Here is a 21734-nt window from a genome sequence, read left to right on the forward strand (position 1 = left end):
CGGGCGCCGCTGCCGCGGGTCCTCGACGAGCGGTCCGCGCACGTCGGCCTCGACGCCCCCGTCACCGGCCTGCGCCCCCTCGGCCCCGGCCGGAGCGCCGACGCCCCCCGGACCGCGCCCGACCCGGACGACTTCGGCCTGCCCGGCGTCGAGGCGTCCGACGTCGCCGACCTCGCCCCGGTCCTGCGGAGCGCCACGGGCATCGACCTGGGCATGAGGCCGGACCTGTAGGGCGCCGGGGAACCGGCGCGACACACGGCCGTACGCACCGTACGGCCCCCCGGCGGTGACCCGGGCCGCCCTCGGCCCGTCAGCCGGAAAGGACAACCCAACCCGGACGAGAGGTGAGCGATGGTCGTCGGTGTCGGCGGAGCGGCGATGAGCGGAAAGCAGCAGGCCGGAGCGGGAAGGGCCGGACCGTCACGCAGAGAGGCGGCACGGGGGCTGCTGGCCTCCGTCGCCGCCCTGGCCCTGGCGCCGGTCGTCGCCGCCTCGCGGCCCGCGCCTGCGGCCGAGGACCCCGGTGCCACGTCCTTCGACGAGATCTACCGGGGCCGCCACATCTCGGGCGTCCTGATCCCGGCCGGAAGCTGGAGGGCCACCGGCCGGGACTGGCGGATCACCATCGACGGCCGCCCGCTGCACCTGATGCGGCGGGCCGACGACACCTGGCTCAGCATGGTCGACCACTACACCTCGTACCGGACGCCGCTGGAGGCGGCCCGTGCGGTGGTGGACGAGATCGGCCCCGACCGACGGCTGCGCGACCTGGCCACGGGCCCGGTCGGCGACCCCTACACGGGACACCTGACCATGGGGGGACAGCATGGCGTACGTGCGTAAGAACGTCCGGGCGCTCACCGCGAGCGAGCGGCGGCGGTTCGTGAACGCGCTGCTGGAGGTCAAACGGCGCGGCGAGTACGACGAGTTCGTGCGCATCCACATCGCCCACTTCGCCGCCGACGGCGAGACCGGTCTGCGCGCCGCCCACATGGCGCCGTCCTTCCTGCCCTGGCACCGCCGGTTCGTGCTGGAGCTGGAGCGGGCGCTGCGCCGCGTGGACTCCTCGGTGACCGTGCCGTACTGGGACTGGACCCGGGACCGCACGGCGGCCTCCGTGCCGTGGACGCCCGACCTGCTCGGCGGCAACGGGCGGCGCTCCGACCGGCAGGTGACGACCGGGCCGTTCGCCTACTCGGCGGGTCACTGGACGATCAAGGAGGGCGTCACCGACGGCCGCTACCTCACCCGGGACCTGGGGCGGGCCGCCGCCCCCATCCAGCTGCCCACGGCGAGGGAACTGCAGTGGGCGCTCGACGACCCGGCCTACGACGTGTGGCCCTGGGACTCCACCGTCACCCGGGGCTTCCGGAACAAGATCGAGGGGTGGGGGGCCGGCACCGGCAGCGCCTCCTGGCACAACCACAACCGGGTGCACCGCTGGGTCGGCGGGGCGATGCTCAGCGCCGCCTCCGTCAACGACCCGGTGTTCTGGCTGCACCACGCCTTCCTGGACCTGCAGTGGCAGCGCTGGCAGCGGGCCCACCGCACCCACCGCTACCTGCCGGCCGAGCCGCCGGGTCCCACCGATCCGCAGCACGGGCGGGTTGTCGCCCGGCACCACAAGCTCCCGCCGTGGGACGAGACCCCGGACCAGCTGGAGGACATGAGCCGGATCTACCGGTACGCCTGAGCGCCCGGCCGCGGACGCCGCGCGCAGCAGAAGGGCCCCGGCGCTCGAGGTGCCGGGGCCCTGCCCTGTCCGTACGGCCGGATCAGTCGCCGTAGTTGCCGCTCGGGCCCGGGTTGCCCGGGATGGAGGTGCCGTTCAGGGTGCCGCACCTGTTGCCGTGGGCCGGGTTCAGCAGGCCGATGACGTCGACCGTGTCTCCGCACACGTTGACCGGCACGTCGAGCGGCGCCTGGACCACGTCGCCGGACACCACGCCGGGCGCGTCCACGGCCGCGCCCTCGGCGCCCGCGTCGGCCAGGGCCAGGCCGGCCCCGCTGATCACCACGGCGCCGGAGCCGAGGACGACGGCGGCCGCCTTCGCGATGCGAGACATCACGTTCTCCTTTTGTTGCTCGGAAAGCGCGACGGCAGATCAGCCGCCGCACTTCCCGTTCAACGGCGGCGGGCAGGGCTGGTCACGGTGATCGCCCGCGGATCACCCTTTCAACAGGGAAGCGGTGCTCACCAGGGAGGACGAAGCGCCGGCGCCCCGCCGTCCGACGCGCTCAGGGAAGCCGTCGTACCGGCGAACCCGCCAGGTAGGCCTGGATGTCCTCCACCGCCTGGCGGTAGTACGTCGTGCAGTTGGCGTGCGACACGTAGCCGAGGTGAGGAGTGGCGAGCAGGCGGGGCGCGGTGCGCATCGGGTGGCCGGCGGGCAGCGGCTCGATGTCGAAGACGTCGACGCCGGCGCCCGCGATCCGGCCCTCGTGCAGCGCGGCCAGCAGGGCGTCCTGGTCGACGATCGCGGCGCGGGAGGTGTTGATCAGGTAGGCGCTCGGCTTCATCAGGGCGAGTTCGGCGGCGCCGACCAGTCCCCGGGTGCCCTCGCCGAGGGCCAGGTGGACGGAGACGAAGTCGCTCTCGGCGAGCAACTCCTCCTTGGAGGCGGCGAGTTCGACGCCGGTCTCGGCCGCGCGCTCCTCGGTGAGGTGCCGGCTCCAGGCGGTGACCCGCATGCCGAAGGCGAGACCGACCCGGGCCACGCGGCTGCCGATCCTGCCCAGTCCGAGCAGGCCCAGCCGGCGGCCGTACAGGTCGGCGCCCACGGTGGACTGCCAGGGGCCGTTCGCGCGCAGCGCGTTGTTCTCCTCGACGATCCCCCGGGCGAGCCCCAGCAGCAGCGCCCAGGTCAGCTCCACCGGCGGGGTGCCCGAGCTCTCCGTGCCGCACACGGTGACCCCGCCCGCCTCGGCGGCGGCGTAGTCGATGACGCTGTTGCGCATCCCGGACGCGACGAGCAGCTTCAGCCGGGGCAGGCGGGCGAGCAGCGAGCCGGGGAAGGGCACCCGTTCGCGCAGGGTGACCACGATGTCGTAGTCGGCGAGGACGGCGGCCAGGGCGTCCTCGCCGTCGATGTGCTCGCGCAGCGCGACGACCTCCACCTCGTCCTCGATCACCGACCAGTCGGCCAGCTCGGTGGCCACGCCCTGGAAGTCGTCCAGCACCGCACAGCGAAGTCGCACGTCGTCTCTCCCTTCCGACGGCGACTGTAACGGCTGGTCACGACCGGGCACGGTGCGGCCTCCGGCACGGAAACGGAACCTGAGTGTCTTCTTTCGCTCAGATGTACAACTCTTCACCCTTCTCTTACGTCGAACCGGTGTGAGTCCCGGCGCGTGCCCCACCGCGTGCCTGCATCCCCGGAAGAGAAGGCCCTGGTCCATGATCCGTCGGTTGTGTGGTGTCCTGCGTGTGCGTGGGGCGACCGACCTGCTCCTCGCGGCGCTGCTCGGCGCCGCATTCGCCGCGCTGCCGGTCTGCGCGCTGCTGCCGTCCCTGTGGGGCTTCGCCGCGGCGTCGGCGGTGACGTACGCGGCGGACGAGGTGCTGCACGCCAGGGCCCCGGAATTCGTGCGCCGCCTGGCCACGCTCCAGCTGACCCGCCCGCTGCGGTTCGCCGTCCGCACGGTGATGCTGCTCGCCCTGGCCAGCCGCCTGGACGCGCCGGACGCGGTGCTCGTCGCCGCGCTCGCCGTCTTCAGCGCGCACTTCGCGATGATGATGCTCTTCACGGCCGTGCACCACGCCATCCGGCGCCGCCGGGTGCTGCCCCTGGTCGTCCGCAACCTCGACATGTCCGAACTGGCCGTCCCCGCGCAGCCGCCGGCCCTGCTCTACCGCCGCTTCCTGCGCAAGCTCCTCCACCTGGACCTGCCGGCCCACGCCGGGCTCCTCGCCGTGCTCGCCGCCGGGAGCAGCCGGCCCGCCGAGGCCGGCTTCGCGCTGACCGTCGGGCTGACCGCCGTCGCCGTGCTGGCGCTGCTGGGCCAGTACCGCCGGGCGCGCCGCATGCCCGAACGGGACGAGGTGTTCGCGGCCGTCAACCGCCAACTCGCCGCCTACCGGCCGGAGGTGGCCCTGTACTTCAGCTTCGCGTCCGTCTCCCGCGACTTCATGTACCAGGTCAACATGTGGATCGAGACGCTGGAGCAGCTGGACCTGCGCCCGGTGATCATCCTGCGCGAGCGGGCCTCGTACCGTTACCTGAGCCGCACCTGGATACCGGTCGTCTGCGTCCCCAAGGCCGACGACCTGGCCGAACTCGAGCTGTCCGGCGTCCGCGTGGTCCTCTACCCCGGCAACGCGGGCAAGAACGTGCACATGCTGCGCGTCGCCGAGGCCAAGCACGTCTTCATCGGCCACGGCGACAGCGACAAGCTGGCCAGCAGCAACCGGGTCAGCAAGGTCTACGACGAGATCTGGGTGGCCGGACGCGCGGGCCGCGACCGGTACCAGCGGGTCCGGCACGCCATCAGCGACAGCGCGATCGTCGAGGTGGGCCGCCCCCAGCTGTCCCCGATCCGCCTGCACCAGGACCACACCCCCGGGCCGCTGCCCGTCGTCCTGTACGCCCCCACCTGGGAGGGCTGGAGCGACGACGACTGCCACACGTCCCTGATCCCCATGGGCGTCACCCTGATCGAGCGGCTTCTGACGCAGAACGTCCGGGTCGTCTACAAGCCGCACCCGCTCACCGGCAAGCGCTCGGCCGAGGCCGCCGCGGCCGACCGCGCGATCCGGGACCTGCTGCGCGCCGACAACGAGCGGCGCGGTGCCGCCGAGGCGGAGGCGGCGGTCGCCGCGGCGAAGCCCCGGCTGCGGGAGATCCAGGCCCGCCTGGACGAACTGGCCGGCCGGCACGGCGGGGACGACGCCACCCAGCTGCGCGAGGCCCACGTCCCCGACCGGGCGGCGGCCGCCGAGTGGCAGGAGCTGCGGGCGGAGTGGCACCGCATCTTCTGGGAGAGCCGCGGCCCGCTGCGCCACAACGTGATCCTCAAGCAGCTGCCGTCGCTGTACGACTGCTTCAACCAGGCGGACATCCTGATCAGCGACGTCTCCTCGGTGGTCGCCGACTTCGTGGCCAGCCTCAAGCCGTACGTCCTCACCAACGCCCGCGACCTGCCCGACGAGGAGTTCCGCGCCGCCTACACCACCGCGGGCGGCGCCTATCTCCTCGACCGCGCCTGCACCCGCCTCCCGGACATCCTCGACGCGGTCCGCCCCCCGTACGCGGATCCGATGGCCCCGGCCCGCCGCACCCTCAAGGAGTACGTCCTCGGCCCCGACCTCCCGCCGTCCCCGGTCCGCTTCAACGCGGCGGTGAACGCGCTGGCGGCCAAGGCGGAGGCGGAACGGGCGCCGGCCCCCACGGACCTGGTGGCCTGACCGGCCGCCCCGGTGCGGCCCACTCCCCCCTGGGCCGTGCCGGGGCTCTGTGCCCGGGCGGCGGCGCGCGGCACACGGCGAGCCGCCGCGGCGTACGCAGACGCGTCGCCGCTCCCGCACCTCTCCCGGCCGCGCCGCGGGCGTCACAGGTGACGCAGGCCCATCTCGGCCATGCCGCCGCCCGTGAGGCCGGGCGTCGGCACCGGCACCCAGATGACGGCGATCGCGAGCGCGAACGACGCGAGACCCACGACGCGGGCGAGCAGACGGCCCCGCGGCAGGAGCTTCTCGCAGGTGATGACGGCCGACAGAGCCACCATGGCCCAGAGGTTCATCACGCCGAACGCGATGAGCAGCAGCATCAGGGACCAGCAGCAGCCCAGGCAGAACGACCCGTGACGCGCCCCGGCACGCACGTCCCGCGACCGGCCGCGGTACGACGCGCAGTCCAGCAGCAGAGCGATCGGCGAGCGGCACTTGGACAGGCAGAAGTCCTTGAGGCCGGTGAGCTGGTAGACACCGTTGACGGCGAAGACGGCGGAGGCCACCCCCGTGCCCGCGGCGGGATACTCGGTCGCGACCCGTGTCGCGCCGATGACCAGGGCGTATGCGGGCAGCCCGGCCGCCGCCCACACCAGCACATAGCCGGCGGTGAAGGCGATCATGTGCGCCGTCCGGTGCACCGGTACCGTCCCCGCGTACAGCGAGGCGATCGGCGCGGTGGCCGGCAGCATCATGGCGGTCATCATGATCGTCCATGTGCCCAGGAAGGCGGGCAGATCCCCGGCCATGGTCCCCGCGCCCACGGTGCTCCCGCGCAGCGCCGTCCAGGCCCAGGCCGCGCCCGCCGCGAGAAGCAACAGCCCCGCGCAGGTCCCGGGGCGGCGGACCGCGATCGCCGGTCGGGTCACGCCGACCATGAGAAGGGCGCCGAGTGCCCGTTGCGGCCGGTGAAGTCCCAGGAACGGCCCTGCACGTCCCGGCCGACGGCCCGCGTCGACCGGGCGATCGTCAGCGTGCTGTTCGCCGGGTGGAACATGCCGGTCAGCGTCATCACGGGACCGTCCTCGCCGAACTGCGGGGCGATCTGGTCCTCGATCTCGATGTCGATGGCGTCCGCCACCCGCACGGCGTGGCGCCGGCCGTCGTCGCGGAAGTCGATGGGGACGCGTTCGACGCCGAGGACCTCGCCGATGAGCGGGACGAGCGCCGCCATCGGCCCGCCGGCCTGCCCGGAGAACACCTTGCCCAGCGCCTCCGCCTGGCCGTCGTCGGCCGAGGCGTCGACGTACAGCGCCACCTGCCAGCCGCCGTCGGCCATCACCCGCGGCGTGTCGGCGAAGACGACGACACTGCGGTCCGACACGTCCACGCCGTCGACCTCGCCCTGCGCGACGTGGAACGCGAGCGTCACCTGGCAGCGCTCGTTGTCGGCGGGCGCCGTCAGACCCGAGGTGGTACAGGGGCAGACGGAGTCACAGTTGCAGATCTCCAGGTACGTACCGTTCAGATTCCAAGCCATCTCCGTACTCCTGCCTGGTACGGCGCCTCGATGCCACTCGATGCCACTCCATGCGACTCGATGTGAGGGGAGGGAACGCGGCCGTGGACGGTCGACACGCCTCCGCCGGCCGCGAGACCGGCATCGGGGAGCAGAGGACATCGGGGAACGGAGGCACCGACCCGGAAGACCCTTGGCCCCAACGGCTGCCCGCGCACTTCCAGGCTAGTCCGCGCCCGTACACCACGCCCGTCGTGCTCCGACCGCGGAGGGCTGACGCCGCCTCGAACAGTCGTACAACCGTTGGCCCATGCCGCGGATCTCATCCGTCGAGTCAGTGGACTCCTCGACGACCCGAGGGCCATGGCGGTGACGAGCACGGACAGCGACCGCGGACAGCGACCGCGGGCAGTGACCGCGGGCAGCGACCGCGGGCAGTGACCGCGGGCAGCGACCGCCCCGTGGCGCTCCTGATCTCGCAAGGGAACGTATGCGTACACGAGCCATCGTGGGAGCCCTGTGCGGCGCCACGGTTCTCTCGGCCTTCGCGGTGCCGCCCGCGCAGGCGGACGCCCACAGCTTCCGTACGGACGCCGCGCACGCCCTCCGGGCCGCTCGGTCCGCCTCCGCCGGTTCGGAGGGCAGCCGTACCGCCGCCGGGACGGGCACCCCGTACACCCTGGCCGTCTCCTTCTCGCACATGAAGATCGCCAACCTGATCAAGGTCGGCACCACCCACGACGTGGCCGTCCCGGTCAGCTACGACATGACGTTCGACGAGAGCGTGCCCGTGCACGCCGACGACTTCCTCACCGGCCCGCTGCTGTACAAGGGGAACTTCGACGCGCCGAAGAACCTCCTGTCGGCCGCCCCGGCCACGTGCTCCTTCACCTCGGCGACGACGGCCACCTGCGTGGGCCGCGTCGTCATCCACCCCTCGCTCGGCGACCTGTCGAACGCCGACGCGGGAAGCTGGCACGCCGGTGCCCTCGCGGTCGCCTACAACGGCCAGGACCCCGACGGCCACCCCGACTGGAGCAAGGTCGGTGTCAAGGCGCAGGGCGATCTCGCGTCCAACGCGGTCCAGCGCTACTCCAGGCTGACGGTCAACGCCTCGCCCGAGCCGGCCCGCAAGGGCAGCACCCTGACGGTCACCGGGAAGCTCTCCCGGGCGAACTGGGACGACAACAAGTACCACGGCTACGCCGGGCAGCGGGTGGAGCTGCAGTTCCGCAAGAAGGGCAGCAGCACCTACACGACGGCCCAGTACCTGGCGACCAGCTCCACGGGCACCCTCAGGACCACGGTCAAGGCCACCACCGACGGCTACTACCGCTTCTTCTTCTGGGGCACCACGACCACCGCGCGGGTCAAGGCGGCGGGCGACTTCGTCGACCTGAGGTGATCTCGCTCCTGCGGACGGCCGGCAGCCCGGCTCCCACACCCGGGGCGGCCGGGCTGCCATGATCGAAGATCTTGTTGACGCGACAAGTAATGTGTGAATATGCTTGCTTAGTCAAGTAATTATTCGCCCGCGCCCGCTCCGGCGAGCGTGCTCCCGGGCCCGGTGAGAACGGACACTCAATGCGCAGCTTCAAGACGGTCCTGCTCGGAGGGGCCGCCACCCTTGCCATGGCCGGCGCTGTCGTCACCACGACCGCTCCCTCGGCATCCGCTCTGGACTACAGCAAGTGGTACCTGTGCGCCTCCACGTATTTCCAGTACCCGTCGGACGAATGCCTGTCGGGATCGGGCCACGTCTCCTGGACGCCTCAGTCCCCCAAGCTGATGAACGACGCGATCTCGTCCATTTCGACGAATGGCTACGCCATCGAGACGTGGAATGACTACAACTTCCAGGGCACCTACGGCTATTTCCAGCCCCACTGGACCTGGAACACGCTGAGCTACCCCTACAACAACGCCATCAGCTCGTGGTCCACTCCGGGGATCTGATGCCCTTCCCGGGCCGGAAGCCGTCCCGTGCCCCGCGCCCGTGAGGCCCTTCACCACGCCTGCTGCCGTCACCCCTCGTGGAGTTTGGTAGCGGCGCACGGGGATGCCGCCCCCTCGGAAGCGGCGCAGCGCTCTCATGGCGCTCATCCAGTGGTGTCACCTTTGGTGCCTCGGCGCCCGCAGCTCTGAACCTCGAACGATGGAACACGGTGCTCTGCAATGCCAACCGATCCTGCGGATCTTCGCCCGGCCGTCCGGCGTGGCCGTTCTCCGATGCTTTCGGCCGGTGGCCGGTCGGAACGTCCATCGGCGAAGGCTGCGGCCGTCCGTGACAGTACCCGCGCAACGGGGGGCGGTGTGACGGTACGACGGCGGAAGGCATGCGTAGCGGCCCTGTCGGTGGGTGTGAGCGCGGCCCTGCTCGGCGGTTGCCAGTCGACGCATGCCGACGCCGGGCCCGGTGCGGCTACCCGGACATCGGCACAGCAGATGGTGCACCTCCTTGAATCCGTGCTCCCCCGAGGGACGTTCTCGGAGGAGCACGGCCAGGGGCTGAGCGACAAGCCCGGCACACCGCCGCACGCACAACTGGTCTTCAGCGGCGGGGGCAAGGCGGCGGCGATGGCGGTGACTCTCAACAAGTGGCCGGTCCCCGTCCCCGCGCAGCTCTCGCAGTGCCCCGACACGGCCTACCACCCGTACAGCCACTGCACGCAGACGGCTCTGGCCGGAGGGGCCACCCTCGTGCTGGACCGGTCACCCGTGGACGAGAAACGGCCGGCAGGGCCCGTTCTTCTCACTGCTCTGCTCACCGGCAAGGACGGGAAGCAGGTCCTCGTCTCCGAGACCACCAGTTCGAAGGGACAGGAGGCGAGCGGGAAGACGTCACTTCCGCTGAGCCTCGGGCAACTCTCGCACCTCGCCACGTCCTCGGTGTGGCATCCGGTCCTCGGGGCGATGCCCGCGCCGCCGGCCCTTCACCGGACGGCGGGAATTGCACGGATGACCGGGCAGCAGATCAGCCACGTCATCGAACAACTGCTACCGGCCGGCATGCATGCGACGCAGAAGGGCGGCTCGGACGGGTTCGGACATGTCACGGTCGACGACGGCCGGGGCAAGAGCCTTGTCGCCGTGAACGTCCAGCGCTGGAAGCGCGGCGACTCCGACATGGCCAAGTTGTTCGCCACAGCCGGCACCCTGCCCGACGGCACCCGTATCAAGGTCCGCAGGGGCCCTGCTTCCCGAGGGGGCAAGGGAGCGGTCGAATGGACGGTCGACACACTCCGAAAAGACGGACTACGCGTGGTGATCTCGACGGTCAACGCAGGCGCTTACCAGTTGCCCGCAGACCGCAGGGAACCCGCCCTGAACATCACGCAGCTCAAACAGATCGTTCTCAACTCCGCGTGGATACGAGCCGCCGGCTCGTGATCCGGATCTTTGACACCAGGCTGTTTGCCGGGCCATTGCTTCGCGGCCCGGCCATCGATTCGAAATGGAAATCCTGACAATGATCAAGAAACTGGCCACTGCGCTTCCCGTGGTGGCACTGGCGTTCGCGGCAACTGTAGCCGTGGCGCCTCAGGCCAGCGCCGCATACGTGTGCGGCTCGAACCAGATATGCGTGTACGAGAATGCCAACTTCACGGGATCTGTGCACGTGCTCGATCCCCAGGCGTCGTATGCGGATTTCAGGGAACTCACGTACACGAACGGGAGCAACCTGAACGACAGCATTTCCTCCGTCCAGAAGAACACGAACCGATGCGCGGCGTTCTACAACGACGTGAACTACTCGGGCACTGTCGCCTACATGGGCTACGGCTGGTACGGCCAGAATGTGTCGTATCTGATGAACGACAGGTACTCCTCGATCGCGACGTGGGCCTGCTGAAGATACGGTTCGCACCAGGTTGCCGGGCAGCTCACGCAGCGGTGACCGGCGTTGCCGGGCAACTCAGGCGCCGGTGACCGCCGTTGCCGGGCAGCTCACGCGTCGGTGAACGCCGTTGCCCTCCCGCGCTTGGCGTCGACGACCGGCTCCCGGTCGACGTGCGCACCGCAGCGCGGGAGTCCAGGCCCGACACGCGGCGCCGGGAGGCACGACGGGAGGCGACTCCGCGAGGCTGTCAGGCACCGGACTCTCCGGACGAACCCCTGCCCCACGGGGGTAGGGGCGGCGCCCGGAATCGTCCGCAATCGATGAGAGGTCTCCGCTCGGCCGGGGCGGCGTGGCTGGAAACACCGCGCCGGCCCGGTCGGCCCTCCGGCACTACCAGGCGTCTCTCTCGCTCGGTACGTACGCCTCCCAGTGCCACTGGAAGTAGGCAAGAAAGAAGACGAGGGCGACGACCGGAAGCCCGGCGAGCAGCAGGGGCGCGGACGGTTCCCGACCAGCGGCACCGAGAGTGAGCCAGAGAAGGAACATCGCCAGCCATGCCACCGCGGCTGCGACGATGGCCTTGCCCACGGAGTGGGCCCGTCCCGCGCGTCTCCGGAGGGCCTGCTCGACCTCCGGCCGGCGTTCCCACGTCCGGGCGCCGTACCGGGTTCCGAACTCCCGGAGCGCGGTCAATTCCCTGTGGACACCTTCCACTTGCCACACGTCCAGTTGGGGAAGCGTACGACGGCGGCCGTCCACGGTGCCCACGAACGAGCCGGCCTTCTGCGCCCGCGGCCCCTTGCGGGCGTCGAGTTCGTAGATCTCGCTCCAAGGGATACGGCGGGTCAGGAAGGCGCCGCGGATGGTGACACCGCTGGTGTCGACTCGCGTGAAACCTCGTCGCAGGCGGAGCAGAGACCACGCCAGCAGGCAGCCCTGCAGGGCGAGGAGCCCCCAACCGAGCCATCGCGAGAAAAGGTGGTGCGACCGCAGAAGCCGTTCCAGGTTGAACAATTGGAGAGGGGCGAGCGACCACCACCCTCTCAGCCGCCCCGTCGCTCGGCGGTGCCTGCGGTACTCCCGCACCAGTCCGCTCTCGCCCACAAGCCCCCCACCGAACGGCGCCTGGGCCCCGTGACGCTCCGTCTTCCCGGCGTCGGCCCTTGCGGGATCTTGACACGCTCTTACAGGCCTGAACAGCCCGTTCTCGTAACGAACCGGATGCCGCCGTGTGCCGCGGCTCTGCCTTGCCGCCGGCCTCGTGGAGAATCTCCGCGAAGTCCGCGGAGTGAGGCAACGGTCGGGGCGGCTCGTACGAGCATCATCGTTTCCGTGCCGGTAATGATCGCGAGCCAACCCTCCCGTTGACGTACGTGCGGTGGGACGGTCGTGACACTCGCCCGGCCACCCGGGATGTCTGGCAGCGGTTGGCCGCGATCGGGGTTGCCGTGGTTCGCCGCGCTCCAGCAGGATCTGCCGACATGGAGTTCTCCGAGGTGATCCGCCGGCGGCGCATGGTCCGGCACTATGCCGACAAGCCGCTGGCCCCCGAAGTGATCGAGCGCGTCCTCGCGTCGGCGCTGCGAGCACCGTCCGCCGGATTCTCACAGGGCTGGGCGTTCCTCGCCCTCACGGATCCCGCCGACCGGGCCCGCTTCTGGCCCTTCGTCCCCACGCGCGTCGAGAAGACGCCGACCATGCAGGTCGCGCCTCTCGTGGTGATTCCGCTGGCGCACAAGGCTGCTTACCTCGAGCGCTACGCCGAGCCGGACAAGGGCTGGGAGGACCGAGCCGAGGCCCGCTGGCCCGCCCCCTACTGGTACATCGACACCGGGATGGCCGCCCTGCTCATGCTGCTCACGGCGGTGGACGAAGGGCTGGGCGCGTGCTTCTTCGGCATCATGCCCGAACAACTGCAGCCCTTCCGCGACGAGTTCGGCATCCCGGAGGAGTACGCCCCGATCGGTGGGATCACCGTCGGCTACCGCGCCGACGACCTCCCTCCGCAGAGCCCGCGCGTCGCGGAACGCCGTCGGCACGCCGACGCGGTCATCCACCGAGGGCACTGGGGCCGACACGCGTGAGACTGCCGTCCAGCACCAGCGGTCGATGGCCCTTGATCACAGGGCGAACGGCTCGTAGGCCAGCGCTCGGTCCACGACCTTCTGGGCCGTCAGCTGCGGATCGAAGTCCCAGAAGATGTAGCCACTGATGCGTGGGCAGACAAGTCCGCGTTCCAGCGCGGCGAGGATCTCGTCGGCTTCGGCCTCGTCGGCGTAGTCGGCGTCCATGAGCCGTTGAACGAGGTGGATGCCTTCCTCTCGGCTCATGCTGCGTGGTGTGGTCAGGCCGCCTCGCTGCCAGGCCTGCGACCGTGTTCGAGGCAGACCGGTGCAGCCCCGTCTCGCGCCTCGGTCGCCGCGAGGACGCGTCGGGCCAGTCGCGGCATCGTGCGCTCAGTGATCCGTTCCGCGGAGAGATACGCGAAGCACGTTGCCATACGCGGGTGCGCCGTGTTCGCGGCCGGTGCATTCGCCACCATGCAGCCGAGGGTACCCAAAGCGCCACCCTGCGGCACCACTTCCGTCACGCCGACGAAGACGGCGGCCTCTGGGACGTCGAGGCCGTGCCCGACCACGGCGAGCTGATCGTCATCAAGCAGGCCGAGCTGACCTCGGCCGGCCGGACGGTCCCCGACGTGCTGCTGGGTGTGCCGCCAAGCCGCGTGGGCGAGCGTCGGGCTCTGCGCTGAACGCCGCGGCGCCGAATCCCTTCGTCGCCCGCGGACGACCCGGGACGCGAGCCCGAGCGGCCGGGCCGTGAAGAACGACTTGGCGCCGACGGCTCTAGCATCCCCAAGTCCCGCGCAGAGTCCTATCGTTGGCCGATGCGCTCACACCCTATTGACCGCCCGGCTGATCTCGACGTCGTACGCGAGTCCTACGACCGGGTGGCCGACAACTACGCCCACATGGTCGTGACGACGGGAATCGGCGACATCCGTCGCCATCCATGGCTCAAGGCGTCGATCGACGTCTTCGCGGACACCGTGCGCGGGCTCGGTCCTGTCCTCGACGTCGGCTGCGGGCCCGGAACGGTGACCGCCTACCTCGCCGAACGCGGACTCGACGTCTCCGGGGTGGATCTCTCTCCTCGCATGATCGAGAACGCGCGCCGACTTCATCCGGAGTGCCGCTTCGCCGTAGCTTCGGCCACCGAGCTCGACCTCGCTGAGGCGTCTCTGGGCGGCGTGCTCGGGTGGTGGTCGCTGTTCAACCTCCCCCGGGACGTCCTTCCCCAGGTCCTCGCCCTGTTCGCACATGCGTTGAAGCCAGGCGGACACTTCATCACCGGAACACACGTCGGCGACGAGGACGCGGTGCGAACCGAGGCCTACGGAGGCGTACCCGTCCGCTGGACGACACACAAGTGGCGGCCGGAGCAACTCGTCACCCTGATCGAGCAGGCCGGCCTGGACCCAGTGGCCGAACTGCGACTCCCTCCAGAGGAGTACAGCGGTCCCGGTCTGGTCGTCATGGCCAGGCGTCCCGGCTGACGATTACTGGGATGCGAACCGGCGCAGAGGTCTGGCGAGGGGAGGCGGAGTATTCGCCATGAGACGCAACCGCTCTATGCCAAGATCGGGCACGTGAACGAGCAGTCTTGGTCCGACAACGACGCCGACCAGTTCTACCGCCGGCTGGCGGCGAACACCTTCATCACCCTCTACTGGCGTCGAGAGCTCCTCGACCAGACCATCGAGGGTCTTCGCGACCGGCACTTCGCGGTTGTGGAAGTGGATGCCTCTGGATGGACGACCGAGAAGGATCTGCACCGGGACATTGCCGCGGCCCTGGACTTCCCCGACTACTACGGCCGCAATCTCGACGCGCTCAACGACTGCCTTCGCGACGTGGTGGACGGTGAATTCGGGGTACCTTCCGATGCCACCGGCTTCGTCCTTGTTCTCAACCACTACGACCACTTCGCGCGGGCATGTCCCCGACAGGCTCAGATCGTCCTGGACATCCTGGCCGACCAAGGCCGAAGCGCGGCGGTGTTCGGACGACGCGTGCTGTGCCTGGTGCACAGCGACGATCCGGACATCACCTTCCAGCCCGTTGGAGCCGTGCCGGTCATGTGGAATCAAGCGGAATGGCTCGACGCACGGCGCCGTCCCGGAGCGGCAGGGTGCTGACGGGCACCAGGGGCACGAGCTTCAATCGCCCTGGAACCACAGATAGTGAGCTGACCCCGGTTTCGTGGAGCCCCCGGCCTGCCCCGAGTTACGCGGAGTCGGGATACCTGATTTCACGCTACAGGTTCTGCACGCAGTTCGTACTCCACTGGGCTGAGCATGCCCAGAGCGGAGTGCCTGCGCTGTCGGTTGAGGAAGATCTCCAGGTACTCGAAGAGTGGTGAGTCGGTCTGGCCGCGTTCGTCTGATGGGCGGCGTGCTCGCTCACCCGGCGAGTGCGAGGTTGTGTAGGCGGGCGATGCCGAGCATGGCGTGGTGGACGCCATCGCCTTTTAGGCGGCAGTCGCGGAGGATCTTCCAGTTCTTCATGCGGGCGAAGGTGTGCTCGACGCGGGCACGGACCTTGCGATGGGAGGCGTTGTGCTCCTCTTTCCATGCCAGCAGTTCCGCCCGGCCTTTCTCGCGGCGATGGGGGATGACCAGGCCGGTACCCCGGTAACCGCCGTCCGCGATCACCGTCGCCCTTCCAACAGCGTCCTTCGTGCCGGACAGCTCCCATGCCTTGCAGTCATTGCGGTTGCCGGCGACTGGTCGGCCGATCACGACAATGAGCCGGGTGTCGGCGTCGATGACGACCTGGTGGTTGGTGGAGTACCTGTAGTTCTTGGACTGCTCGGCGATGGTGTGATCGCGGGTGGGGACCAGGGTTCCGTCCACGATCAGCACGGTGCCCTTGCGGAACCGCTTGCGTTGCTGGAGCGCGAGCGAGGGCCCGAGATGGTCGATGATGCGGTCGGCAGCCGACTTCGAGACTCCGAACAGCGGGGCGAGCTGCCGCAAGGTCAGGTTCGTCCGCCAGTACGCGGCGACCAGCAAAACCCGGTCCTCCAACGGCAGGCTCCACGGTCGTCCTCTACGGACCGCATCCGCTCCTTCACGGCGCAGCGCGGTGATCAGCTTGCCGAACTGACGCAGGTTCAGCCCAGTGAACGGGGCTATCCAGGAAGGGTTCGACGCTGTGATCACACCAGACACAACAAGATCTTTTCACGCACTGCACCCGTGCTGGCCTGCGGTAGTTAGGAGGAGGAGTATCTCTGCGGCTCAGCAGCCCTGAGCAGGCACTCGCGGTCGGCCGCGCTGATCAGTCCGTCTGGAAGAGTCTCGGCCTCCAACAACGCGTGCAGCGCAGGCGCGTGTGTGGCGAAGGCGGCCCTGCACCATTCGCGTTCCGGGTGATCGCATTCGTTGCCGAGCAGCAGGACCTGGCGTTCGTTGTCCGCGTCGACAGGTTGAGACAGCTCTGCGGCAACGACCAAGAGGTCGACCAGGCCGGAGCGCACCGCGATGTCAGGGAGAGCGGCCAGGCGGATCAGGAAGGGCAGGGCGGCCGACATCGCCGGGCTCACGTGAAACACGCTGTTCATCAAGACGTTGTCCAGCACGCGCAGGGCCTCGGGGCCGGCTACCTGATCGAGGAGACCACGGAGCAGGACCGGGAGCTCGGCAGGGCACCCGGGGATCTGCGACCAAGCGACATCGGTGCAGCCCACAAGCGCGGGGTGGCCGTATTCAGCTTGCTCTGTCTGCGGGTACTCGCGGAGGAACCGAGCGACGGCAGCCTCCTCGGCCGCCGCATCCACTACGCACATCCTCTGCCCCTGCCCCAGCTCGCACGACATCGCCCCGAAGGACGTCCGCCGGATGAGACTCTTCCCGGGGCGAGCGTCGAAGGCAAGCGCCGAGGTCAACAGCTGATGCCCCTGCCCTGGAGGGAGTGGCGTGACAGCCTGCACCGCATTCCGGGACAGCCCTTTAGTTAACTAGTTTCACTGAAAGTGATCGCCGGTTGACGGAGGCTGCCCTGTGCCCGCTTCGGGATCTCGCGTGGCGGCCATCGCCGCCCGGCTGTCCGCCGTCGGGCTCCCCACGCGCGTGGAGGAGTACGACCGGTACACGTCGGTCGAAGCGGAGATACCGGAATCGCTCTCCGCCGACTTATGGCGGGAGGTCCTGGAAGTGGTGGCCGAGGCCGATCGGTTCGGTCTCCTCGCCACCAGCCGCACCCCCGCCGTTCGCGTGCAGAGAAGGCGGTGACCCAGTCCGTGCCTTCACGCCATCACGACATCGCCGACCATCTCCGGTGGCACATCACTACCGGCGCAGTCAAACCGGGTGAACGCTTGCCGTCCGAGGCAGACCTCGCCGACCGATACAAGGTCAGTACGGCCACACCGCGAAGTGCGCTCGCAGTCCTCCAGGGCGAAGGCCTTGTCGACAAGATCCACGGGAAAGGCAACATCGTCCGCCGCTACCTCCGCAAGGTCGTGTACGTCGGGGGGCGAACGCTGGATCCATGGACCGCCGATGAAGCTGCCATGCGCGTCACTGTTCGCACCGCCACCGTGCAGGCGGACACCGGAGCACTCTGGGACGACCTTGATCGTCACCACGAACCAACCTCACAGCAGCAACCGGCTGGAACGCCCAGGCAAACCGGTTCTGCCCTCCGACGTCGCCGACGCCATCACGGTCGCGCTCCAGCAGGGATGGGTTCCGACCCGTGCGGGCTCACCGTCTAACCTCGACCAGTCCGCCGGCTTCTCTGCCTCGCTCTGAATGGGCGACGGGGAGCACCGCTTTAGAGTTCGATCCGAACGTGTCCCGGCGGCAACACCACACGGTCGGGTCACCTGACGAGGGCCGTGCTCGAGTGCCTACGTGCAGTGCTGTAGATGTCAGCCGGAGCCGCGCTTCTTGCGAATCTTGCGCTTCTTCTCCTTGGCCTCCTTCTCCTTGCGCTGAGCCACACCGTACGCGGACCGCACGTCTTCGACTCGTCCACCGGACGGCGGGTGCAGGACAACCGGTGGCTCAACGACGGCATCCCGCCCGCCCAAGTGGCGGAATGGGCCGGAAACAGCGTCGCCGTGCTGCTGGCGGTCTACGCCCGGTGCATCGACGGGCAGCTGCCGGACCTGAACGGCGACTGAAGGCCGCGGGCGATCTCCCTGAGACGGAGCTGCCAGGCACCGGCTGATCTTCCCCCGGTCGACGACTTCGACACGTATTCGACACGGCCACCCGCGAAAACCCGGTGACAGCCGGACAGCCCCGGAGCCTGCCCTTGATCGTCGAGAGGGCGTCCGGGGCTTCGTCGCGTCGAGCGGTACCCACCCTGACCAGCAAAAAGCCCTCCCAAGCGGGAGGGCGGAGACTGGCGCCCCCGGCAGGACTCGAACCTGCGGCCAAGCGCTTAGAAGGCGCCTGCTCTATCCACTGAGCTACGGGGGCCTGGTGTGGTGGCCTCGTGTCTGGTGCCCTGGTGTGGGGCCGATCCGTGACGTTGCCGGGGACAAGGATAGGGCTCCCGGTTCCTTGACCCTGTCGCTTCGCCTCCGTGGCTCGATGTGGAGGTTCGGTGAAGCGGTCCTGATAATCGCAGGCAGGTACGAATCGTGCACCGCTTTTGGCCTCTGGCGCACCGGGTGTTGTGCACTCGTTATGCCTGGGCTGCGTCCTCGTCCCAGTCGTCCCTTCCGCCCTTTCTGTTCGGTCGGCGCGCAGACATGTCCATATGCTTCAGAAATCCCCCGAAATTGGGCATTCTTCGCATGTGGTGACCTTGGACGTACGGCCTCAGCTGCTCGACACACTCTCCGCGCTGCGCGACCGTGTCGCCGCCGCACGCTTTCCGCTGCCCCTGGCCGGGGCCCCACGCGCGCGGGCCAACCGCGACGAACTCCTTGCGCAGCTCGACGACTACCTCGTACCCCGCCTGAGGGAGCCCGAGGCACCGTTGCTGGCGGTCGTCGGCGGGTCCACGGGCGCCGGAAAGTCGACGCTCGTGAACTCGCTCGTGGGGCGTCGCGTGAGCGAGGCGGGCGTGCTCAGGCCGACGACCCGGACACCGGTCCTGGTCTGCCATCCGGAGGATCAGCACTGGTTCAGCGGAATGCGCGTGCTGCCCGACCTCACCCGCGTGTGGTCCCCCTACGAGGACGCCCGCGACGACCTCCCGGGCCCCCGCGGCGCCCGCGGCTCCCGCGCGCGCGTGCTGCGCGTCGAGACCGCCGACACCGTCCCGCGCGGGCTCGCCCTCCTCGACGCCCCCGACGTCGACTCCCTGGTCGCCCAGAACCGCGTCCTGGCCGCCGAGCTGATCTGCGCCGCCGACGTCTGGATCATGGTCACCACGGCCGCCCGCTACGCCGACGCCGTCCCCTGGCACCTGCTGCGCACCGCCAAGGAGTACGACGCCACCCTCGTCACCGTCCTGGACCGGGTGCCCCACCAGGTCGTCTCCGAGGTCTCCCGGCAGTACGCCGCTCTGCTCACCAAGGCCGGCCTCGGCGACGTGCCCCGCTTCACCGTGCCCGAGCTGCCCGAGTCCGCCTGGGGCGCCGGCCTGCTGCCCGCCACCGCCGTCGCACCCCTGCGCACCTGGCTCGTCCAGCACGCCCAGGACACCGCCGCCCGGCAATACGTCATCGCCCGCACGGCCCACGGCCTCCTCGACTCGCTCAAGTCCCGCATGCCCGAGCTGGCCGGCGCCGCCGCCGCCCAGTACGCGGCCGCTCTCCGGCTCACCTCCGCCGTGGACGCCGCCTACGACAGCGAGCACGCGCGCGTGCGCGTCCGCCTCCAGTCCGGCGCCGTACTCGCCGGGGACGCCCTCAAACGCTGGCGCGCCTTCCCGCTGGACTGCACCGCCGGCGAGCTCCTCGACGCCCTCGTGGAGAGCCTGGTCGCCCTGCTGCTGTGCGCTGTCACCGCCGCCGACGAGCGGGTCGACGAGGCCTGGCGCCGCGAGCCGGCCGCGGGCGCCCCGGAGCTCGTCGCCCGCGACGCCTCCCTGGACAAGGCCGAGCACCGCATCGGCCTTGCGGTACGGCGCTGGCGGCGCGAGCTGGAGGAGTACGCCGAGGACGAGGTGCGGGGGCTGGAACGCGCCGCCGCGCCGGACCCGGACATCGTGGCCGCCCTCGCCGCCACCGCGCTGCTGGGCGGGCGCCGGGCACGCAGCGCCGGTGAGGGACTCGCCCAGCGGGTCGGCCCCCACGGCGCGCTGCGCCTGCGCGACCGGGCCGAGCGGCTGCTCACCGAGCGCGTGGACCACGTCATGCACCGCGAGCGCGAGCGGCGCCTCGCTCCGCTCGACGCCCTGGACATCCATCCCGAGCCCCAGGCCGGACTCATCGCCGCGCTGTCGGTACTGCAAAAAGAGAGGTGACCGGTGACCGCCCTCACTGATCAGGACCACACGGATCACACCGACCGCACCAGGCAGGTGGAGCACGGCGGCGACGACCGCGCCGATCGCGCGGATGCGCAGATCATCGGAAGCGCCCAGCGTGACGACACTCCCAGAGGGCAGGGGTACGGCGGCGCGGCCGTGCACACGGACGGCGCCGAGGACAGTCCTGCCGGGCACGCGCGCGTGGACGGCGACGGCACGGCGCGCGCGCGGCACTCCGGAGAGCCCCGCGAGGACGCGGCCGACGCACGGCACGCGCGCGTGCACGACGAAGACGGTGACGGCGGCCGACGGAACAGCGGAAAGCCGGACGCCGAGAAGAGGGAAGCGCACGGAGGGGGGAGCGCTGACGGGGACACGGACCCGGAGCGGGCCGCGCGCAGGGACAGCACCGATGCGGACGGCGGCCCCCGCCCCGCATCGCCGGGTCCCCGCACCGCCCCGGACACGGGGGCCGACCCCGAGTCCGACGCGCTCGGGGCCTGGGACGACGGTCTGATCGCCCGGCGTGTCACGGAGGCCACCTCCGCCGCGCTCGCCGCCGAACGCGCCTCCGTCCTGGAGACGGCGAGCCGCGGCCCGGCCGGCAGCAACCCTCCCGCCCCCATGGCCTACGACGGTCCGCTGCGCTCCCGCCTGGACGCCCTGCGCGAACTCGTCGGGCTCTCCCGCACCCGGCTGGACAGCCACACCCTCGCCGAGGCGGGCCGCGTCCTGGACGAGGCGGCCGCCCGCCGCAAGCTCTCCGGCCGGCACACGGTCGTCGCCATCGCGGGTGCCACCGGCAGCGGCAAGTCGCAGCTGTTCAACGCCCTCGCGGGAGTGGCCATCTCGGAGACCGGCGTACGGCGGCCGACCACCGCCTCGCCCATCGCGTGCAGCTGGAGCGACGGTGCGGCCGGCCTCATCGACCGGCTCGGCATCCCGGGCCGGCTGCGCCGCCGTCCGCTGCACAACCCGGACAACGACGCGCAACTGCGAGGGCTGGTCCTGATCGACCTGCCCGACCACGACTCCGCCGCCGTACAGCACCGCGAACAGGTCGACCGGATCCTGAAGCTGGTCGATGCCGTGATCTGGGTGGTCGACCCCGAGAAGTACGCCGACGCGGTCCTGCACGAGCGCTATCTGCGGCCCATGGCCGGGCACGCCGAGGTGATGTTCGTCGTCCTCAACCAGGTCGACCGGCTGCCCGGGGACGCCGCCGACCAGGTCCTGGACGACCTGCGGCGGCTGCTGGACGAGGACGGCGTGGCGCTCGGCGAGCACGGCGAGCCGGGCGCCACCGTGCTCGCGCTGTCCGCGCTCACCGGCGAGGGCGTCGGCGAACTGCGCGAGGCGCTGGACCAGTTCGTGGCCGAGCGCGGCGCCGCGGCCCGCCGGGTGTCCGCCGACGTGGACGCCGCGGCGGCCGAACTGCGACCCGTCTACGCCGCCGCCCGCCGGGTCGGGCTCAGCGAGGAGGCGCGCGAGGAGTTCGCCGCGCGGCTCGCGGACGCGGTGGGCGCCACGGCGGCGGGCGAGGCCGCCGAG

Annotated in this window: 23 protein-coding genes, 1 tRNA gene and 3 pseudogenes; 17 read left to right on the plus strand and 10 right to left on the minus strand. The window is 70.5% G+C overall.

All coding sequences use genetic code 11. The features are described 5' to 3' along the window. From ACLU3S_RS25320 to ACLU3S_RS25330, 3 genes and pseudogenes are all read left to right on the plus strand, one after another. Nucleotides 1–231, plus strand: a pseudogene (locus ACLU3S_RS25320) (hypothetical protein); the annotation flags it as partial. Between the two features lie 120 nt (nt 232–351). Then, a complete protein-coding gene (locus tag ACLU3S_RS25325) occupies nt 352–843 on the plus strand; it encodes a tyrosinase family oxidase copper chaperone (protein ID WP_413954255.1) in 492 nt (163 codons plus the stop codon). Further along, the gene (locus tag ACLU3S_RS25330) at nt 827–1693 is read left to right on the plus strand and encodes a tyrosinase family protein (RefSeq protein WP_413954256.1); all 867 of its coding nucleotides are present in this window, start codon (nt 827–829) and stop codon (nt 1691–1693) included. Before ACLU3S_RS25325 ends, ACLU3S_RS25330 begins: the two co-directional genes overlap by 17 nt. 82 nt (nt 1694–1775) lie before the next feature. Here the strand turns inward: ACLU3S_RS25330 and ACLU3S_RS25335 are convergent, their stop codons facing one another. Together ACLU3S_RS25335 and ACLU3S_RS25340 are read right to left on the minus strand one after the other, a co-directional pair. After that, nucleotides 1776–2066 (minus strand): chaplin, encoded by a 291-nt coding sequence (locus ACLU3S_RS25335; RefSeq protein ID WP_413954257.1) that lies wholly within the window; start codon nt 2064–2066, stop codon nt 1776–1778. A gap of 172 nt (nt 2067–2238) precedes the next feature. After that, nucleotides 2239–3198, minus strand: coding sequence for a D-2-hydroxyacid dehydrogenase family protein (locus tag ACLU3S_RS25340; RefSeq protein ID WP_413954258.1), 960 nt, complete (start codon nt 3196–3198; stop codon nt 2239–2241). 229 nt (nt 3199–3427) lie between these two features. Here ACLU3S_RS25340 and ACLU3S_RS25345 point away from each other — a divergent pair, with 229 nt between their 5' ends. Next, nucleotides 3428–5404, plus strand: a complete 1977-nt coding sequence (locus ACLU3S_RS25345; protein ID WP_413954259.1) for a hypothetical protein — start codon at nt 3428–3430, stop codon at nt 5402–5404. Between the two features lie 143 nt (nt 5405–5547). Here the strand turns inward: ACLU3S_RS25345 and ACLU3S_RS25350 are convergent, their stop codons facing one another. Next, nucleotides 5548–6315 (minus strand): DUF2182 domain-containing protein, encoded by a 768-nt coding sequence (locus tag ACLU3S_RS25350; protein ID WP_413954260.1) that lies wholly within the window; start codon nt 6313–6315, stop codon nt 5548–5550. Further along, on the minus strand, nt 6312–6926 hold the full coding sequence (locus ACLU3S_RS25355; protein ID WP_413954261.1) for a DUF1326 domain-containing protein: 615 nt from the start codon (nt 6924–6926) through the stop codon (nt 6312–6314). Before ACLU3S_RS25355 ends, ACLU3S_RS25350 begins: the two co-directional genes overlap by 4 nt. 469 nt (nt 6927–7395) lie before the next feature. On the opposite strand from ACLU3S_RS25355, the gene ACLU3S_RS25360 reads away from it, so the two are divergent. From ACLU3S_RS25360 to ACLU3S_RS25375, 4 genes are all read left to right on the plus strand, one after another. Continuing rightward, nucleotides 7396–8310: a hypothetical protein gene (locus ACLU3S_RS25360; protein WP_413954262.1), complete on the plus strand. Its 915-nt coding sequence runs from the start codon at nt 7396–7398 to the stop codon at nt 8308–8310. A gap of 179 nt (nt 8311–8489) precedes the next feature. Next, nucleotides 8490–8861 carry a hypothetical protein gene (locus tag ACLU3S_RS25365; protein WP_413954263.1) on the plus strand — a complete coding sequence of 124 codons (372 nt, stop codon included), beginning with the start codon at nt 8490–8492 and terminating at the stop codon, nt 8859–8861. A 510-nt stretch (nt 8862–9371) separates the two neighbouring features. Then, entirely contained in the window at nt 9372–10295 is a 924-nt protein-coding gene (locus ACLU3S_RS25370) for a hypothetical protein (protein ID WP_413954264.1), read from the plus strand. 79 nt (nt 10296–10374) lie between these two features. Continuing rightward, nucleotides 10375–10758, plus strand: a complete 384-nt coding sequence (locus ACLU3S_RS25375; RefSeq protein WP_413954265.1) for a peptidase inhibitor family I36 protein — start codon at nt 10375–10377, stop codon at nt 10756–10758. Between the two features lie 378 nt (nt 10759–11136). Here ACLU3S_RS25375 and ACLU3S_RS25380 read toward each other — a convergent pair whose 3' ends face one another. Next, complete coding sequence (locus ACLU3S_RS25380; RefSeq protein ID WP_413954266.1) at nt 11137–11760, minus strand: PH domain-containing protein; 624 nt, start codon at nt 11758–11760, stop codon at nt 11137–11139. A 467-nt stretch (nt 11761–12227) separates the two neighbouring features. Between ACLU3S_RS25380 and ACLU3S_RS25385 the strand changes: the two genes are divergently transcribed. Beyond that, on the plus strand, nt 12228–12830 hold the full coding sequence (locus ACLU3S_RS25385) for a nitroreductase family protein (protein ID WP_413954267.1): 603 nt from the start codon (nt 12228–12230) through the stop codon (nt 12828–12830). A 36-nt stretch (nt 12831–12866) separates the two neighbouring features. On the opposite strand, the gene ACLU3S_RS25390 is transcribed toward ACLU3S_RS25385, so the two are convergent. Continuing rightward, nucleotides 12867–13076 carry an e9imm peptide gene (locus ACLU3S_RS25390; protein WP_413954268.1) on the minus strand — a complete coding sequence of 70 codons (210 nt, stop codon included), beginning with the start codon at nt 13074–13076 and terminating at the stop codon, nt 12867–12869. A gap of 44 nt (nt 13077–13120) precedes the next feature. Between ACLU3S_RS25390 and ACLU3S_RS25395 the strand changes: the two genes are divergently transcribed. The 3 genes from ACLU3S_RS25395 to ACLU3S_RS25405 all read left to right on the plus strand — a co-directional run bounded on the left by ACLU3S_RS25395 (nt 13121) and on the right by ACLU3S_RS25405 (nt 14944). Next, nucleotides 13121–13498, plus strand: a complete 378-nt coding sequence (locus ACLU3S_RS25395; RefSeq protein WP_413954269.1) for a hypothetical protein — start codon at nt 13121–13123, stop codon at nt 13496–13498. A 135-nt stretch (nt 13499–13633) separates the two neighbouring features. Next, entirely contained in the window at nt 13634–14302 is a 669-nt protein-coding gene (locus tag ACLU3S_RS25400; protein WP_413954270.1) for a class I SAM-dependent DNA methyltransferase, read from the plus strand. 93 nt (nt 14303–14395) lie between these two features. Beyond that, complete coding sequence (locus ACLU3S_RS25405; protein ID WP_413954271.1) at nt 14396–14944, plus strand: barstar family protein; 549 nt, start codon at nt 14396–14398, stop codon at nt 14942–14944. A 113-nt stretch (nt 14945–15057) separates the two neighbouring features. On the opposite strand, the gene ACLU3S_RS25410 is transcribed toward ACLU3S_RS25405, so the two are convergent. From ACLU3S_RS25410 to ACLU3S_RS25420, 3 genes are read right to left on the minus strand one after another with little or no spacing between them, the layout of a single operon-like run. Then, nucleotides 15058–15270 carry an IS3 family transposase gene (locus ACLU3S_RS25410; RefSeq protein WP_413954272.1) on the minus strand — a complete coding sequence of 71 codons (213 nt, stop codon included), beginning with the start codon at nt 15268–15270 and terminating at the stop codon, nt 15058–15060. Then, entirely contained in the window at nt 15209–15979 is a 771-nt protein-coding gene (locus tag ACLU3S_RS25415; protein WP_413954273.1) for a transposase, read from the minus strand. The genes ACLU3S_RS25410 and ACLU3S_RS25415 overlap by 62 nt, the downstream gene beginning before the upstream one ends. A gap of 44 nt (nt 15980–16023) precedes the next feature. After that, complete coding sequence (locus tag ACLU3S_RS25420; protein WP_413954274.1) at nt 16024–16587, minus strand: hypothetical protein; 564 nt, start codon at nt 16585–16587, stop codon at nt 16024–16026. A gap of 223 nt (nt 16588–16810) precedes the next feature. On the opposite strand from ACLU3S_RS25420, the pseudogene ACLU3S_RS25425 reads away from it, so the two are divergent. From ACLU3S_RS25425 to ACLU3S_RS25435, 3 genes and pseudogenes are all read left to right on the plus strand, one after another. Continuing rightward, a pseudogene (locus tag ACLU3S_RS25425) lies at nt 16811–17005 on the plus strand (hypothetical protein); the annotation flags it as partial. Nucleotides 17006–17037: 32 nt separating this feature from the next. Then, nucleotides 17038–17358: pseudogene (locus tag ACLU3S_RS25430) on the plus strand (winged helix-turn-helix domain-containing protein); the annotation flags it as partial. 441 nt (nt 17359–17799) lie between these two features. After that, a complete protein-coding gene (locus ACLU3S_RS25435; RefSeq protein WP_413954275.1) occupies nt 17800–17937 on the plus strand; it encodes a hypothetical protein in 138 nt (45 codons plus the stop codon). A gap of 225 nt (nt 17938–18162) precedes the next feature. On the opposite strand, the gene ACLU3S_RS25440 is transcribed toward ACLU3S_RS25435, so the two are convergent. Continuing rightward, a tRNA-Arg gene (locus ACLU3S_RS25440) sits at nt 18163–18238 on the minus strand. A gap of 322 nt (nt 18239–18560) precedes the next feature. Between ACLU3S_RS25440 and ACLU3S_RS25445 the strand changes: the two genes are divergently transcribed. Both ACLU3S_RS25445 and ACLU3S_RS25450 read left to right on the plus strand, forming a co-directional pair. Further along, nucleotides 18561–20177: a dynamin family protein gene (locus ACLU3S_RS25445; protein WP_413954276.1), complete on the plus strand. Its 1617-nt coding sequence runs from the start codon at nt 18561–18563 to the stop codon at nt 20175–20177. 3 nt (nt 20178–20180) lie between these two features. Next, a partial coding sequence (locus ACLU3S_RS25450; protein ID WP_413954277.1) for a GTPase occupies nt 20181–21734 on the plus strand: 1554 nt, incomplete at its 3' end.

The organism is Streptomyces sp. AF1A (assembly GCF_047340315.1).
In the GTDB taxonomy this organism is placed as follows: domain Bacteria; phylum Actinomycetota; class Actinomycetes; order Streptomycetales; family Streptomycetaceae; genus Streptomyces.